This window comes from Halorussus salinus, assembly GCF_004765815.2.
In the GTDB taxonomy this organism is placed as follows: Archaea; Halobacteriota; Halobacteria; order Halobacteriales; family Haladaptataceae; genus Halorussus; species Halorussus salinus.
In genome coordinates this window covers 497,270-512,634 of sequence record NZ_ML974128.1, presented here as the reverse complement: position 1 = coordinate 512,634, position 15,365 = coordinate 497,270, and the positions used below count along the sequence as shown (strand labels likewise).

Annotated in this window: 9 protein-coding genes; 5 read left to right on the top strand and 4 right to left on the bottom strand. The window is 66.1% G+C overall.

Annotation, left to right across the window (positions count from 1 at the left end; translation table 11 throughout):
* Window positions 1–53: 53 nt before the first annotated feature.
* Genes EPL00_RS10640 through EPL00_RS10630 form a run of 3 tightly spaced genes read left to right on the top strand, consistent with a single transcriptional unit; the run spans window position 54 to window position 5,654 of the window.
* Window positions 54–2,327, top strand: coding sequence for a PrkA family serine protein kinase (locus EPL00_RS10640; RefSeq protein WP_135853225.1), 2,274 nt, complete (start codon window positions 54–56; stop codon window positions 2,325–2,327).
* Window positions 2,318–3,628, top strand: a complete 1,311-nt coding sequence (locus EPL00_RS10635) for a YeaH/YhbH family protein (RefSeq protein WP_135852729.1) — start codon at window positions 2,318–2,320, stop codon at window positions 3,626–3,628. Before EPL00_RS10640 ends, EPL00_RS10635 begins: the two co-directional genes overlap by 10 nt.
* Window positions 3,629–3,668: 40 nt before the next feature.
* Window positions 3,669–5,654, top strand: a complete 1,986-nt coding sequence (locus EPL00_RS10630) for a SpoVR family protein (RefSeq protein ID WP_135852730.1) — start codon at window positions 3,669–3,671, stop codon at window positions 5,652–5,654.
* Window positions 5,655–5,663: 9 nt separating this feature from the next.
* On the opposite strand, the gene EPL00_RS10625 is transcribed toward EPL00_RS10630, so the two are convergent.
* The 3 genes from EPL00_RS10625 to EPL00_RS10615 form a co-directional block, all read right to left on the bottom strand.
* Window positions 5,664–7,907, bottom strand: coding sequence for a PQQ-binding-like beta-propeller repeat protein (locus EPL00_RS10625; protein WP_135852731.1), 2,244 nt, complete (start codon window positions 7,905–7,907; stop codon window positions 5,664–5,666).
* 106 nt (window positions 7,908–8,013) lie between these two features.
* The gene (locus tag EPL00_RS10620; RefSeq protein ID WP_135852732.1) at window positions 8,014–8,589 is read right to left on the bottom strand and encodes a hypothetical protein; all 576 of its coding nucleotides are present in this window, start codon (window positions 8,587–8,589) and stop codon (window positions 8,014–8,016) included.
* Between the two features lie 431 nt (window positions 8,590–9,020).
* The gene (locus EPL00_RS10615; protein WP_135852733.1) at window positions 9,021–10,223 is read right to left on the bottom strand and encodes an amidohydrolase; all 1,203 of its coding nucleotides are present in this window, start codon (window positions 10,221–10,223) and stop codon (window positions 9,021–9,023) included.
* Window positions 10,224–10,739: 516 nt separating this feature from the next.
* Here EPL00_RS10615 and EPL00_RS10610 point away from each other — a divergent pair.
* Entirely contained in the window at window positions 10,740–12,605 is a 1,866-nt protein-coding gene (locus tag EPL00_RS10610; RefSeq protein WP_135852734.1) for a S9 family peptidase, read from the top strand.
* A gap of 54 nt (window positions 12,606–12,659) precedes the next feature.
* Window positions 12,660–12,944 carry a hypothetical protein gene (locus EPL00_RS10605; RefSeq protein ID WP_135852735.1) on the top strand — a complete coding sequence of 95 codons (285 nt, stop codon included), beginning with the start codon at window positions 12,660–12,662 and terminating at the stop codon, window positions 12,942–12,944.
* Here the strand turns inward: EPL00_RS10605 and EPL00_RS10600 are convergent.
* Complete coding sequence (locus EPL00_RS10600; RefSeq protein ID WP_135852736.1) at window positions 12,932–15,109, bottom strand: serine hydrolase domain-containing protein; 2,178 nt, start codon at window positions 15,107–15,109, stop codon at window positions 12,932–12,934. The genes EPL00_RS10605 and EPL00_RS10600 overlap by 13 nt on opposite strands.
* Window positions 15,110–15,365 lie beyond the last annotated feature (256 nt).

Below are 15,365 nucleotides of genomic sequence, written 5' to 3'. Positions count from 1 at the left end.
CCGGCCGCGAGGAGTCCTCCCGCCCCGACGAGACGCCCGACGGCGACGAGTTCATCGAGGCGGCCGACCGCGAACTCCGGGAGACCTACGAGGAGCCGAAGGGCCTCGCCGACTTCGTGGACGAGGCCTTCGAGAACCCGACCGTCGCGGCCCACGCCAGCAAGTACCTACTGGAAGCCATCGAGTCGATGGGCACCCGGACCGTCGTCGAGGAGGGCGACGAGAAAGAGCGGTACGTCTTCTTCGACGACCCGCACAACGACGGCGAACACGCCATCTTGGGCAACACGGAGGTCCTGAACGCCTTCGTGGACGACCTGCGCTCCATCGCGGCCGAGCGCGGCAAGGCCGAGAAGATAATCTGGTTCGACGGGCCGACCGCGACCGGCAAGTCCGAACTGAAGCGGTGTCTCGTCAACGGACTCCGGGAGTTCTCGAAGACCGAGGAGGGCCGCCGGTACACCGTCGAGTGGAACATCGCCAGCGCGAGCGAGGCCCGGAGCCTGAGTTACGGCGACGAGCGCGCGGTCGCCGACGAGGAGAACTGGTTCCCGAGTCCGGTCCAGACCAACCCCCTGACGGTCTTTCCCGAGGAGGTCCGCGAGGACATCCTCGCGCGAATCAACGAGGGCGTCGAGGACCACATCGACCTGAAAGTCGATAGCGCGCTCGACCCCTTCAGCCGCGAGGCCTACGACTACCTCGAAGAGCAGTACCGCCGAACCGGCGAGGACGACCTGTTCAGCGCCATCACCGACCCGAATCACCTCCGCGTGAAGAACTACGTCGTGGACATCGGCACGGGCATCGGCGTCCTCCACTCGGAGGACTCCGGCCCGCCGAAAGAACGCCTCGTCGGGTCGTGGATGCGCGGGATGCTCCAAGAACTGGACTCCCGCGGGCGCAAGAACCCCCAAGCGTTCAGCTACGACGGGGTCCTCTCGCAGGGCAACGGCCTGCTGACCATCGTGGAGGACGCCGCCCAACACGCCGACCTGCTCCAGAAGCTCCTCAACGTCCCCGACGAGAAGACCGTCAAACTGGACAAGGGCATCCAGATGGACATCGACACGCAACTCCTCATCATCTCCAACCCGGACTTGGAGGCCCAACTCAATCAGCACGCCGAGGCGGGCGGCGCGGACCCGCTGAAGGCGCTCAAGCGCCGCCTCGACCGGCGACGCTTCAAGTACCTCACCAACCTGAGTCTCGAAGCCGAACTCATCCGGCGCGAACTGACCAACGAGACCGACGTGTGGAAGGCCGAGAGCTACGACGAACTCGAAACCCTGATTCGGGAACCGCTCTCGGTGCAGGTCCGCAACGACGAGAGCGGCGCGGGCGTCGGGCAGCGCGAACTCGCGCCCCACGCCATCGAGGCCGCCGCGCTCTACAGCGTCGTGACGCGCCTCGACGGCGAGGACGTGCCCGCGGGACTCGACTTGGTGGACAAGGCCAAGTTGTTCGACCGGGGCTACCTGCTGGACGGCGACGACCGCCTCGACGCCGACGACTTCGACTTCGACGACGACGCCGACGACGGCGAGCAGGGGATTCCGGTGACCTACACCCGCGACGTTATCGCCGACCTGCTGAACGACGAGAGCGAGCGCGCACACGCCGACTACGCCGTCGAGGAGGTCATCATGCCCCGCGACATCCTGAACGCGATGGCCGAGGAGTTGACCGGCGCGCCGGTCTTCTCGACCGCGGAACGCACCGAGTACGAGAACCGACTCGTCCCGGTCAAGAATCACGTCTTCCAGAAGCAAGAGGAGGACGTGCTGGACGCGATAATGGCCGACAAGCGCGTTGACGAGGAGACCGTCGAGGAGTACATCGAACACGTCTACGCGTGGGCGACCGACGAGCGCGTCGAGAACGACCGCGGCGAGCGCGTCGAGCCCGACCCGCTGAAGATGAAGGTGTTCGAGACCGAGCATCTGGGCCGGTTCTCGCCCGAGAGCTACGACGGCGACCACGCGCCGACTCCGGCGGTCGAGGAGTTCCGGCGCAACAAGGTCATCACCGCGCTGAACCGCCACGCGTGGGAGAACCGCGACGAGGGGTTCGAGGCGGCCGACATCGACCCAAAGGAGATTCCCATCATCAAGACGGTGCTGGCGAACTACGACTGGGACGACGTGCGCCGGGTGTACGAGGACTTCGACCCGAACCAGTGGGCCGACCCGCCCGGCAACACCGAAACGGCCGCGGTGAAAGCCGAGACCATCGACAACCTCGTGGAGATGTTCGGCTACAGCGAGGCGTCGGCCGAGTTGACCAGCCAACACGTCATGAGTCAGGTGAGTTACAAATGGGACTGAGAGACGACGTAGAACGGTACCGAGAGGTCGGCGAGGCCAAGCGAGAGGACCTCGCGGACTTCATCCAGTACGGCGACCTCGGCCAGAGTCTGCCCGACGAGATAAACATCCCCATCAAAATCGTGGACCTGCCGGAGTTCGCCTACGACCAGCGCGACAAGGGCGGCATCGGGCAGGGCGAACCCGACGTGGGCGACCCCGTGGGCGAGCCACAGCCCCAACCCGGCGACGGCGACGAGGAGGGCGACCCCGGCGACGAGAGCGGCGACCACGACTACTACGAGATGGACCCCGAGGAGTTCGCCGAGGAGCTAGACGACGAGCTTGGGCTGGACCTCGAACCGAAGGGCAAGGAGGTCATCGAGGAGAAGGAGGGCGACTTCACCGACATGACTCGGACCGGCCCGGACTCCACCCTCGACTTCGAGCGGATGTTCAAGGAGGGCCTGAAGCGAAAGCTGGCGATGGACTTCGACCCGGACTTCCTCGAAGAAGTCCTAAAGATAGACGGCTGGGGGCCAGACAAGACGTTCTCGTGGGCGCGCGAGAACAGCATCAACGTCTCGAAACACTGGCTCGAAGAGGCCTACCGCCAGATTCCCGACGACGAGAGGACGACCTACGACTCCATCGAGGAGGTCGAGGAGAGCGTCACTCGCCGAAGCACTGCCCAGAAAATAAAGGAGGAGGGCATCACCCACGTCCCCTTCCGGAAGGAAGACGAGCGGTACCGCTACCCCGAGATTATCGAGGAGCGCGAGAAGAACGTCGTCGTCGTCAACATCCGAGACGTGTCCGGCTCGATGCGCGAGAAGAAACGCGAGTTGGTCGAGCGAACGTTCACGCCGCTGGACTGGTATCTGACCGGCAAGTACGACAACGCCGAGTTCGTCTACATCGCCCACGACGCCGAGGCGTGGGAGGTCCAGCGCGACGAGTTCTTCGGCATCCGGTCGGGCGGCGGCACCAAGATTTCGTCGGCGTACGAACTCGCGGCCGCCATCTTGGACGAGCGGTACCCGTGGACCGACTGGAACCGCTACGTCTTCGCGGCGGGCGACAGCGAGAACTCCCGGAACGACACCAGCGAGAACGTCATCCCGCTGATGGACGAGATTCCGGCGAATCTCCACGCCTACGTCGAGACCCAACCCGACGGGAAGGCAATCAACGCGACCCACGCCGAGGAGGTAGACGACCACTTCGGCGAGTCGAACGAGGTGGCGGTCAGTTACGTCAACAGTCCCGAGGACGTGACCGACGCCATCTACGAAATCCTCAGCACGGAGGCCGAATCGTGACCCGACAACGCACGCCGACGCACACCGCGGAGGCCCGATTATGAGAGAGCGACCCCGAACCAAGAAAGCCGCCGAACCGTTGCAGGAACCGGCCGACGAGGCCCGGAATCTGGCCCACAAGCTCGGGCTGGACCCCTACGACGTGAACTACTGGGTGGTCGATTACGACGAGATGAACGAACTCATCGCGTACAACGGCTTCCAAGAGCGGTACCCGCACTGGCGGTGGGGCATGCAGTACGACCGCCAGCAGAAGCAGGGCCAGTACACCGGCGGGAAGGCCTTCGAGATAGTCATCAACGACGACCCGTCTCACGCCTTCCTGCAGGAGTCCAACGCCGTCGCCGACCAGAAGGCGGTCATCACCCACGTCGAGGCCCACGCCGACTTCTTCGCGAAGAACCGCTGGTACCGGATGTTCGCCGAGCAACTCGACGCCGCGGCGATGCTCGAACGCCACGCCCGGCGCATCGAGGAGTACATGTCCGACCCCGAAATCGACCGCGAAGCGGTCGAACAGTGGATAGACAGCGTGCTGTGTCTCGAAGACAACATCGACCAGCACGAACCGTTCAAGCGCCAGTTCGAGCGCCGAGACGATGCCGACGACGACGAGATAGACGACGAGTTGGCCGAGAAGCTGGACGAGATGGACCTCAGCGACGAGGTGAAACGCCAAGTCTTCGACGAGGAGTGGATGGACGAGCAGGCCGACGCGGGCGAGTTGGACGAACCCGAGATGGACGTACTCGCGTTCCTCCGGGACCACGGCAAGGCCTACGACGACGACTCCGGGAAGGCCGAGGAGATGACCGAGTGGCAGAAGGAGATTCTGGAGATGCTCCGGGCCGAATCGTACTACTTCGCGGCTCAGAAGCTCACCAAGGTCATGAACGAGGGGTGGGCCGCCTACTGGGAGTCGGTCATGATGGGCGAGGAGGCGTTCGCGGGCGACGACGAGTTCCTGCTGTACGCCGACCATCAGGCCCGCGTGCTGAACTCGCCGGGGCTGAACCCCTACCAACTCGGCAAGGAGCTGTGGGAGTACATCGAGAACACCGAGAACAGGCGGGAGGTCTGTCGGAAGCTCCTCCGGACCGAGGGAATCACGTGGCGCAACTTCCACGACACCGTGGACTTCGAGCAGGTGCAGGACCTGCTGGCACCCGACCCGCGAATCGACCGCATCGACCCCGAGAATCTGGACGAACTCGACGCCCTCGCGCCCGAGAAGGTGGACGAGGAGATGCTGGCCCGCGCCAAGGACGGCGAGATAGACCTCGAAGAGTACCCGTGGAAGGTCCTGACCTACGAGGGTCTCGCGGAGCGTCACTTCTCGCTGTGCAAGCGCCAGAACCGAGGGTTCCTCCGGTCGGTCTCCCAGCAGGACTTGGAGCAGTACGCCCGCTACATCGTGGACGACGCGCGATTCGAGTCGGTCGAGGAGGCCGTCGCGGACGTGGACTACACCACCGGCTGGGACAAGATGCGGGAGGTCCGCGAGTCCAACAACGACGTGACCTTCCTCGACAGCTTCCTCACCCAAGAGTTCGTCACGGACAACCAGTACTTCACGTACGAGTTCAGCCAGACGACCGGCGACTACCGGGTCGCCAGCACGGACTACGAGGACGTGAAGAAGAAGCTGATGCTCCAGTTCACCAACTTCGGCAAGCCGACCATCGCGGTGTACGACGGCAACTACAACAACCGCAACGAGTTGCTGTTGGGCCACCACTACAACGGCGTGATGCTGGACGTAGAGCAGGCCAAGCGGACCCTCGAACGCGTCTTCGACCTCTGGGGTCGCCCGGTCAACCTCAAGACCATCGTGAAGGAGGTGGACGACCGCGACGCCGAAATCGCCCGGCGGCGCGACCGCGAACCGGAACCCGAGGAGGTCGGGAAGCTCCTGCGCTACGACGGCGAGCAGTTCACGATGGAGGACTTGGACTGGACCGAAGTCGAGGACATCGCGGCGACCGAAGTGGACTACGACACCAAGCCGGACGACTGGCTGGCGTAGCGACTTCGGTCAGGCTTCCTTTTCGACGGCGTGTCGGAGACAGACCACCGTCAGTAGCGCGAGAACCGCCGACAGCCCGGTGAATCCCGGCACGGACCCGTCCGTCTCCGACGCCCCGTCTTCCGGGGGCGCTTCGCCGGTCGTCGATTCCGCCATCGCTTTCCCAGTCTCCCGACCGCAGTCCGCGACGACCGTGTCACCGTCTTCGACCGAGACCGCTCCGGAGACCGCGAACTCTACTCCGACGGAGTGCCCGCTCGTCGTTTGCACGTCGAACTCGTGGGCTTCGCCGCCCGCGAGTTCGACCGTCCGCGACTCGCCGGGTTGCACCGTCACCGTCTCGTCGCCGCCGACCGAGTACACGAGGGGAATCGACGCCGGATTCTGCAACACCGCCCGCGGTTGCCCGTCTTTACACGCGACCTCGACGCTCGCGGTCGCGTTATCGGGCGAGATTTCTTCGATTCCGAACCGGAGTTCCTTCCGTCGGTCGCCCTCGTGGCCGTACGGCTCGACGTACAGCACTTCGGCCGTCGAACCGTTGGCGGCCATCTCGACTTGATAGTTCCCCCGAGTCAGCTTCTGGTTGTACTGGTTGTCCAGCGTGCGTCCCGGTATCTCCTTGCTCTCGGCCATCGGCTTCCCGCGGTCGGTCCGGTACAGGGACGCCCGCCCGAGGTAGGTCCCGTTCAGGTCTCTGACGCGGATGGACTCGCGTCGGTTCACGCCCTCGGAATCCGACAGCTCATCGACTGTCGTGTACAGGAGGAGTCCGTCGGTCTGGACCATCCCCCCGATAGCCAAATTGCTACTGGAGGGCGCACCCTCGACTTCGAGCCACTCGCGGTCACTCGGGCGGACGAAGACGCTCGACTTGTAGAGGTCGGAGGTGTTCGTCTCGCCCCGAATCAGGACAGTCATCCGGAAGCTTTCCGGCGGTCCCATCGTCTCGGCGGTGTACGTCAGATAGCGCAACTCGTCGGACACCTCCTTGGCCTTCTCGTAGGCCGTCGCGACTCGCTTCGGCGGGTCGAACGTTGTCACGGTCTCGCCGGTCGTCGTGTTGACGAACACGCGAGTCGGTGCCGGGTCCACCGTGAACGAGAGGTACGCCCCGCCGTCTATCGTTGCGACGCTGTCCCACTTCCACGAGTCCAACCTCGGCGGCTCCGGTCCGGCGTGTCGGGCGAGAACCTCGCCGGTGGAGCGGTTTCTGAGGACGTACTCGCCATCGACGTGCAACAGCACCCGAGACGGACTGTCGTAGAGAATATCGTCGTTGTGGTAGCTCCACCGCACGTTCCCGGTATCGGGATTCACGACGAACTCGCGGTTGTGGTTCGTCCAGAAGCGGATGTCGGCCCCCATCCGTTCGGCGATGTAACCGCTGTTCGGAGCCTCCCACGTCCACGCCGGTTCCCCGGTCGCCACGTCACGGGCGTAGAACGTGGCCTTGCTTCCGGGGTTCGTGACCAGCAAATCACCGACTCGCTCGGTGAGAACGTACTCCTCGGCGACGAACTGCGTCCACCGCTCGTTCAGGTCCGTGTCCAAGGCACCGTACCGGGACCCGTCGCCGATTTCCCCCGAGCAACCGCTCGCGCCGTCGGCTTCGCAATCGGTGTCGTCCAACGTCTCGAACGTTATCGTCCCGTCGGCGTAGTCCACGCTCTCCAGTTCGTACTCGGCGTCGTAGCGCGCCAGTTCGGTCGGTTCCGTCCCGACACCGTACTTCCAGATACCGGCTTTACTGACGACGAACACGGCCGAATCCGTCGCGAACATCGTCTCGAACTGGCCGTCGAGCGTGCCGAGGTCGAACTGCTTCCACTCGCCGCCGCGCTTCGCCACGGCGGAAATCGTCCGCCCGTACCGGACGACGAGCGTTTCGTCGACCGCTCGACCGTCGAACCGCTTGCTGCTATCTTGGTTCCACTCGGCGTCCGCGACGACTTTACTCGCCGCGAGGTTCGTGGTGTTGTTCCCGATGAGTACGTGAACGGCGGGCGAAATGGTCGGCCCCGAAGACGGGAAACTCGCCCCGCCGACGAACACGAACTCGCCAGACGAGTCGAGGCGATTAGGTATCGACTCCGTCTCGTTCACCGTCACGTTCCACTCGGTCCGTGTCGGTTCTCGAACCTCCTCGACGGTCGCCGTCCGCGCGCGGTCGGCCTGCTGGCCCGCGGCGTAGCCAGCGGGGACCAGAAGCGACGACAGGAGGACGACCGTGAGAAAGAGAGACCATCTCATGCCACCACCTGCCCATGTCTACCGTATAGTATTTTCGAACGAGTGGCAGTTCGGAGGGACGGCTCCGGTAGCGGCGACGGTCGAGAGCAGTTATATTCCCGAGGTTCTACGAGTCGGACTCGGAGTCGAAGTTCGCCAGCAGTCGGTCCCCGAACACCAACACCAGCGTCGCGCCGACCATGTTGAACACGAGGTCTAACAGCGTGTCCTGCGCGCTGTACGAGACCAGAATCGGTTCGATACCGAGACGGCGCGACACCGCGTGGATGAGATACTCCAGCAGTTCCCAGAACAGTCCGGCGAAGACGACGACGGCGAGGACCCGCGGCGCGGGGTCCCGACCCCGCCTATCGGCGGCGGCGTGGACGAACCCCGCCAACAGCGTGGTCGAGAGCGTGTGGGTGACGTGGTCCCACCACCACGTGTCGTCGTAGGGACCGAGCATCCCGACGGCGTGGGCCAGCATCGCTCCTCCGGCGTAGACTCGTTGCCACGGCCGGAACTCGACGCCGTACAGGCGCTCGACAGCGTCGGGCAGGAACGTCGCCGCGAGCGCGAAGACCGCGTTGACGATAGCGCCCGGATTCCGACGGCGGAACCCCTCGCCGAACACCGCGACGATGCCGTACCTGATGGCGCGCTCGGCGACCGACCCCAACGTGGTCAGCGTACTCCGACTCATGCGTGTTACCGGATAGTAGGTCGCGGAAGGGGGAAATACTGTTCGTCTACGGACTCGAAACAGACGCGACGGTATCGCGACAGCGAACTCCACGACAATCCGTCTCGACCGCACCACCACAGCGGACCGCACTGCGACCGCCACAGCAGACTGCACTGCGAACATGAACACGAACCGTACAGCAACCGCGAACCGCGTTATCGCCGACAAAAAGGAGTTGACCGCAACCGCCACCGCACCCGCGACGGCCACGTCCTCCCCAACCGCCTGCGTTGCTCGTCTCCGCTTTGCTCCGACTGCGCTACTCGGCCCTCGCGCGGAAGGGCGCGGCCACGAGGGCCGCGCCCGCACGCGTTGGGGAATGGTAGAAATTTCTTTCGTAACGTCGTAGAATTGTTAGAGCAACAATAATATACCTCCTACTCAGTATCCTACCACGCGTACTCCTCGCGCGGGTCCACGTCGTCGCGCTCGCTGTCGTAGACGCGCTCACCCTCCACGAACACCTGCTCGGCGTCCGAGTCCAGTTCGAACATCGGCCCGTCCCACACCACGAGGTCGGCGTCGGTGCCCGTCTCGATGGTCCCGACGCGCTCCTCGACGCCCAGAATCTCGGCGGGGTTGCGCGTGACCGTTCGCAGGGCAACCTCCTCGGGCAGGCCCTCCCGAACCGCGAGACCGACGCACACGTCCAGATGCTCTTGGGGCAGGACCGGCGCGTCGGTCTGGATGGCGACTTTGACGCCCGCCTCGTGGAGGATACCCGGCGTCTCGAAGGTGATGTTCCGGAGTTCGTACTTGCTCGCCGACGAGAGAGTCGGTCCCACGACCGCCGGAACGTCGCGCTCGACGAACTCGTCGGCGAGGACGTGACCCTCCGTCGCGTGTTCGATGGACAACTCGTCGATGCCGAACTCGTCGGCGATGCGGAACACCGTGGCGATGTCGTCGGCGCGGTGGGCGTGGACTCGGAGCGGTAGGTCGCCCTCTATCACGCGCGCCAGATTCTCCATCCCGAGGTCGCGCTCGAAGGGGTCGCCCTCCTCGCGCGACTTCTCGCGGCGCTCCACGTAGTCCTCGGCCTCCATCAGCGCCTGTCGGAGCGTCGCTGCGACGCCGGGCCGCGTCGAGGGCTGGCGGTCCTTCTCGTCGCCGTGGAACCGCTTGGGGTTCTCGCCGAACGCCGCCTTCATCCCGTCCTCCCGGATGAGCATCCGGTCGGCCACGTCGCCGTAGGTCTTCATCGAGCAGATGATGCCCCCGACGACGTTCGCGCTCCCCATCCGCGCCGAGACGGTCGTCACGCCGCCCTGAAACGCGTGTTTCAGTTCGTCGTCGCGCGGGTGGAACCCGTCCAAGGCGTTGACTTGCGGCGTCACCGGGTCCGAGACCTCGTTGAAGTCGCCGTCCTCGGGTTCGCCCCACTCGGCCATCCCGGCGTGGCTGTGGGCGTCTATCAGTCCGGGCGTGACGTGCGCGCCGTCTACGTCCACGACTTCGGCGTCGTCCGGGACCTCCACCTCGTCGCCAGCCCCGACCGCCGCGATGTCGCCCTCCTCGAAGAGAACAGTGCCGCCGTCGATAGTTCCGCGCTCCGCCACCGTGTGAACCGTACCATTGACGATTGCTCGCACACCACGACAGTCCGAAAGCGCGGGTTTCAGGATTTCGGTTCGAAAGTACCCTGACCGCTCGCTATTTGGTAGAATCGTCTGAAAATCAAGGAATGAGCCGGTGCAAAAAACGGTTTCTGAGCCGTGTTCGTCGTGACGAGAAGCGTTCGAAGCTACTATTTTCAGGTGTTATCGCTGAAAGAGTCACCACCGCCAAGACCACCGCCGAGACAACAGGCAGCACCGCCACCACCGCCACCACCGCCTCCGCCATCAGATATGGAATCGGATGATTGTAGAGGGGTAGTAAGTTGCGAAACCTTGTTCGACTGATTATCTGTAACGTCCGTGGTTACCGCTCCGACCTGTCCGGTCATGCCGAACAGCAGTCCGAGTGCGACAACCGCGATGATTAATTTCTTTCTCATAGGTTACAACCCAATTAGTAAATGGTTTGTAATAATATAAAACTATCGACAAAATAGCTGGGTCGCCGGTACCCGGACACCTAAACCCACGTCACTCGATACCACGCTCATGTATCGACGCGACCTGCGCGAGACCCGACACGACGACCTGCTGGCCGACGCCGCCACCGCCGAGATGGCCGAGCAGGTCGCGGCCGAACCCGAGGAGTCCGACGGAGACCGCCTCGCCTACGCGACCTCCCGCGAGCATCGCACCGACCTCTACCTGAAGGACGGCGACGAGACCCGCAAACTCACGAGCAGAGGTCTCCTCGCCCAACGCTACACCCACCTCGACCCCCGGTGGTTCGACTGGCACCCCGACGGCGAGTCGGTCGCCTACGCCGGAGAGGACGACGACGGCCTCTCGGTCTGGACCGTCGCTGTCGAGACCGGCGAGAAGACCCGCGTGACCGCCCACGAGGCCATCGACTCCCACCCTCGGTTCTCCCCCGACGGCGACGAAATCGCGTTCGTGACCGACTACCGCTCGCCGGGCGCGCTCGCGGTCGCCTCGGCGGACGGCCGCCGCGTCGAGGTCCTGCGCGACGACGAGTACCTGTATCAGGACCCGCGGTGGGCCGACGACGCTCTCTACGCGGTCCGGATGCGCCACCGGGACCTCTCGGACCGCGCGAGTCAGGTCGTCCGCGTGGACCGCGACGGAACCGTCGAGCCGATTTTCGCCAGCGACTCGGTGAACGCCTACGCGCCCCGGCCGCGGCCCGGAAGCGAGGACGAGGAGGTCGCGTTCGTCCACGACGCCAGCGGCTACGACGCGCTCTACCTCGCGGGACCGGACCGTGCCGAACCCGAGCAGTTGCTCGCCGAGTCGGGCACCGACCTCGGCGCGCCAGCGTGGGATTCCGACGGCGACCTCCTCGCGTTCACGGCGACCCGGCAGGGCGAGGTCCACGTCCGGACCCTCGCGGTCGAGTCCGGCGAGGAGACCGCCCTGACCGACGAACCGGGCGACCGTTACTTCCCCGAGTGGCGCGACGGCGACGTTCTCGCCGTCGAAGCGACCCCGACCAGACCCCCGGAAGTCCGCAACCTCACGACCGACGAGCGCGTCGCGGGGCGACCGCCCGCGGGACTCGAATCCAGATTCGTCCGCCCCGAGAGCATCATCTACGATTCGACCGGCGGCGTCGAGATTCACGCGATGGTCTACCTGCCGGAGGGCCACGACGACGCGGACCCCGACTCGATTCCCCTGCTGGTCCACCCCCACGGCGGCCCGACCGCCTTCGACGGCTACGAGTTCAACCACCGCGCGCAGTACTTCGCCGCGCAGGGATTCGCCGTCATCGAGCCGAACTACCGCGGGTCGTCGGGTTTCGGCCGCGAGTTCCGGAACCGCAACGACTTCGCGTGGGGCGAGGGCGACTTGGACGACGTGGTGAACGCCGCCGACGCGCTGGCCGACGCCTACCCCGCGGTGGACGGCGACCGCGCGGGCATCTACGGCGGGTCGGGCGGCGGGCTGATGACCGTCAACGCCTTGGGCCGCACCGACCGCTTCGACGCCGGAGCGGCCTTCTACGGCGTCTACGACTACGAGACGTTCATGGACGATACGGACGACGTTGGCTGGCGATTGATGAAACGCGAGTTGGGCTACCCCGCGACCGACATCGACAACTATCGAGAGGCTAGCCCCATCCGTCACGTCCCGGACATCGACGCGCCCCTGCTGGTCCTCCACGGCGAGGAGGACGTGCGCGTCCCCCCGAGCCAGTCCGAGCAACTGGTCGCCGAGCTAGAGAAGCACGGCAAGACCCACGAACTGCAGACCTACGACGACGAACCCCACGGGTTCCTCAAGCGCGAGAACGTCCTCGACGCCTACTCGCGGGTCGCGGACTTGTTCGCCAAGTACCTCGAAGTGGACCCCGACGACGGGTCGAGTCGGCCCCATCGCCCCGACGAGTAAGCGACGCTCGTCCGACCGCCAGTATTTTAGCATTCCGACACGAATCGGGCGAGTGTGAGAGACGACGTTCGCCGCTTCGGTCCGCTCGCAGGTCTCGCCCTCCTCGTCGTCGGCGGCTACGCGCTCCGGGCGCTGGTCCGGTCCGCAGTAGTCGGCGAAATGAGTCGCACTGGGACGCTCCCGTGGCCCCTCCCGGCGTTCGGCACGACCGGTGAGACCGTCACCGTCTACCTCCTCGGCGTCTCGCTGGTCTCGTACGTCGCGATTCCGGCGGTGGCGTTCGCGCTGGGCTATCGGTTCCGGCGGACGGCCGACCGGGCCGGGCCTCAGAGCCAGTAGCCCAACAGCTTCCAGTACGAGAGTTGCCAGAGGAGGACCACCGCCGCGACGGCGACCAGCGTGTAGTGAACCCGGCCGACGAGTCCCCAGTAGCGGTCGGTCCACGCGAGGACCGCGGACGCGACGACGCCGAGCGCCGCCACCGCGTACACCAGCGGCACCGCGAGGAGGGCCTCCAGACTCGCCGGGCGGTAGACGACGCTGTTGGGACTGGTCGCGACGAGCGCGAGGAACCCCACGACGAAGCCGACCGCGAGCAGGCCAGCGAACCCGGCCAGCCACCGGGCCGCGCGGGGTCCGCCGGTCGGCGTCGCGCCGCCGTCGCTGGCTCGACCGCCGCCGCGCGACCGCCTGCGGCCGTCCGCGCTTCTGCCGCCCCGCGCGCTTCCGTCCGCGCTCGCGGGACCGCGCTCCCGCCCGCTCCGACGTCGTCGCCACGCCCGGAACCGCCGCCAGAGCGCCGCGAGCGGCCACCCGACGAGACCGGTGAGGAGGACGACGAGCGCGGCCGCGAACACGCCGCCCTGCGCGAGCGTCGTCTCCCAGACGGCGATGCGCTCGAAGCTCACCGGCGGGCGACTGTCGAAGAAGGCGTAGGTTGCTCGGCCGCCCTCGACCCGGAAGGCCATTTCGTCGTCGCCAGCGACCTCCTCGAAGACGGTCGGCCCGGTCCGAACCCACCGCCGGGTTCCCTGCCCCGGAACCGAGGTCACGAGCGTCCCCTCGTCGGCGCGGCGCACCCGGAAGTCCGAGCCGATTCCGGCTATCTTCGTGAAGTCGCTGTAGGGCAGTCGCGTCGAGCGGTACGCGCCGGTGAACGTCGAGAGCGGAGGGGTCGAGGCGGCGCGTCCGTCGTTCGCTCCGCCGTCGCCGCCCCCGCCGTCCACGGCGACGGGACCGGTCGCCGGGTCGGCGGTTCCCTCGCCCTCGGCCGGGAAGAAGCGGTCCACGAACGAGTCGAAGAACTCCCCTCGGGCCTGCGCCCCGCCGACGCTGTTGTAGGAGACGAATACCCCGAGGTCGCGCTCGGGGAACAGCCACAGCCCCGAGTGGAACAGTTCGGTGTCGCCGCCGTGGCCCACGATGCGCACGCCGTTTCGGCTCTCCTCGTAGAAGCCGAAGCCCATCCCGTTCAGCGCGGGGTGATTGGTGAAGTGCTGGCGGTGCATCTCGGCGGTGGCCTCCGCCGAGAGGAGACGCGCGTCGCCGTACCGGCCGCCCTGTAGGTGCGCGAGCATGAACTTCGCCACGTCGGTCGAGGTCGCGCTCATCGACCCCGCTGGCGGCGTGCCGATGGTCTCGAACTCGCCGCGGACGAACCGCCCGTTCCGGTAGCGATAGCCCTCAGAGAGCCGACCCGGAACGTCGGCCGGGACCGGTTGCCGGAACGTACTCCGGGTCATGTTCAGCGGCGCGAAGATTCGGTTCTCGACGTAGCTGTCGAACGTCGTGTCCGCCCGTCGGGCGACGATGTGACCCGCCAACGCCGCGCCGTAGTTGGAGTAGGACGTGACCTCGCCCGGCGGTCGGACGCGGGCAGGCACGTTCCGTAACACCTCGCCGAGCGGCCGCAGGTCGTCGGGCGACTCGACGGCCAGTCCCTCGTAGCTGTCCTCGAACCCGGCGGTGTGGGTCGCGAGGTGTTCGAGCGTGACCGGTTCGCCGTACGTCCGGGGAATCCGAACCTCGTCGAGGTACCGGTTGACGCTCGCGTTCGGGTCGAGGTCGCCCTCCTCGACCTGTTGGGCCGCCGCGGTCCAGACGAACAGCTTCGAGACCGACCCGACGCGGAACAGCGTCCGGTCGGCCGCGACGGGCGTCCGGTTTCGGCGGTCGGCGTAGCCGTACCCCTCCGCGAAGAGGAGTTCGCCGTCCTTCACCACGGAGACGGTCGCCCCCGAGACGTGATGCTCCGGGAGGTCCTCGGCCATCGCGGCGTCCACGAACGCCTCGACCTCGGCGCGCGAATCGACTCCTCGGTCGGCGGTCTGGGTCGCGTTCGCAGTCTGGGCCGCGTTCGCCGTCCGAGTCGCGTTCGCGGTCGGCGTCGCGGTCTGGGCACCTGTCGCGCCCGCCGAACCCGTCGCGCCGACCGCGGGACCGACCGGCGCGAGGAGGACGAGGAGAACCGCCGCGACTGCCGGACCGTGGGTACGAGGTCGCATGGCACCGGAGTACGACGCCTCGGTACTTAGGTCTCGGGCGAGTCGTCAGGTCCCAGTTCGACGGGTCGCATCGTCGTCTCGCTCAGGCCTCGTCTCGTGGCCGATACCGGAGTCCGATTGCCGACGTGACTCGCGGCCGAGACGATGCCACTCGAACGAGTCGTTTCGCTGCCACCACTGTCCCGGTGGCGTTACAGCGTCGCTTCGGGCTTATTTCCGGCTCTCGGCTGCAGGAACTCCTGTCGTTCTGACGCCA

Bases quoted from the DNA above. Each gene is read 5' to 3' on its own strand.
- EPL00_RS10630 (WP_135852730.1), top strand. From the start codon at position 3,669: ATGAGAGAGCGACCCCGAACCAAGAAAGCCGCCGAACCGTTGCAGGAA.
- EPL00_RS10600 (WP_135852736.1), bottom strand. From the start codon at position 15,109: ATGCGACCTCGTACCCACGGTCCGGCAGTCGCGGCGGTTCTCCTCGTC.
- EPL00_RS10625 (WP_135852731.1), bottom strand. From the start codon at position 7,907: ATGAGATGGTCTCTCTTTCTCACGGTCGTCCTCCTGTCGTCGCTTCTG.
- EPL00_RS10635 (WP_135852729.1), top strand. From the start codon at position 2,318: ATGGGACTGAGAGACGACGTAGAACGGTACCGAGAGGTCGGCGAGGCC.
- EPL00_RS10610 (WP_135852734.1), top strand. From the start codon at position 10,740: ATGTATCGACGCGACCTGCGCGAGACCCGACACGACGACCTGCTGGCC.
- EPL00_RS10620 (WP_135852732.1), bottom strand. From the start codon at position 8,589: ATGAGTCGGAGTACGCTGACCACGTTGGGGTCGGTCGCCGAGCGCGCC.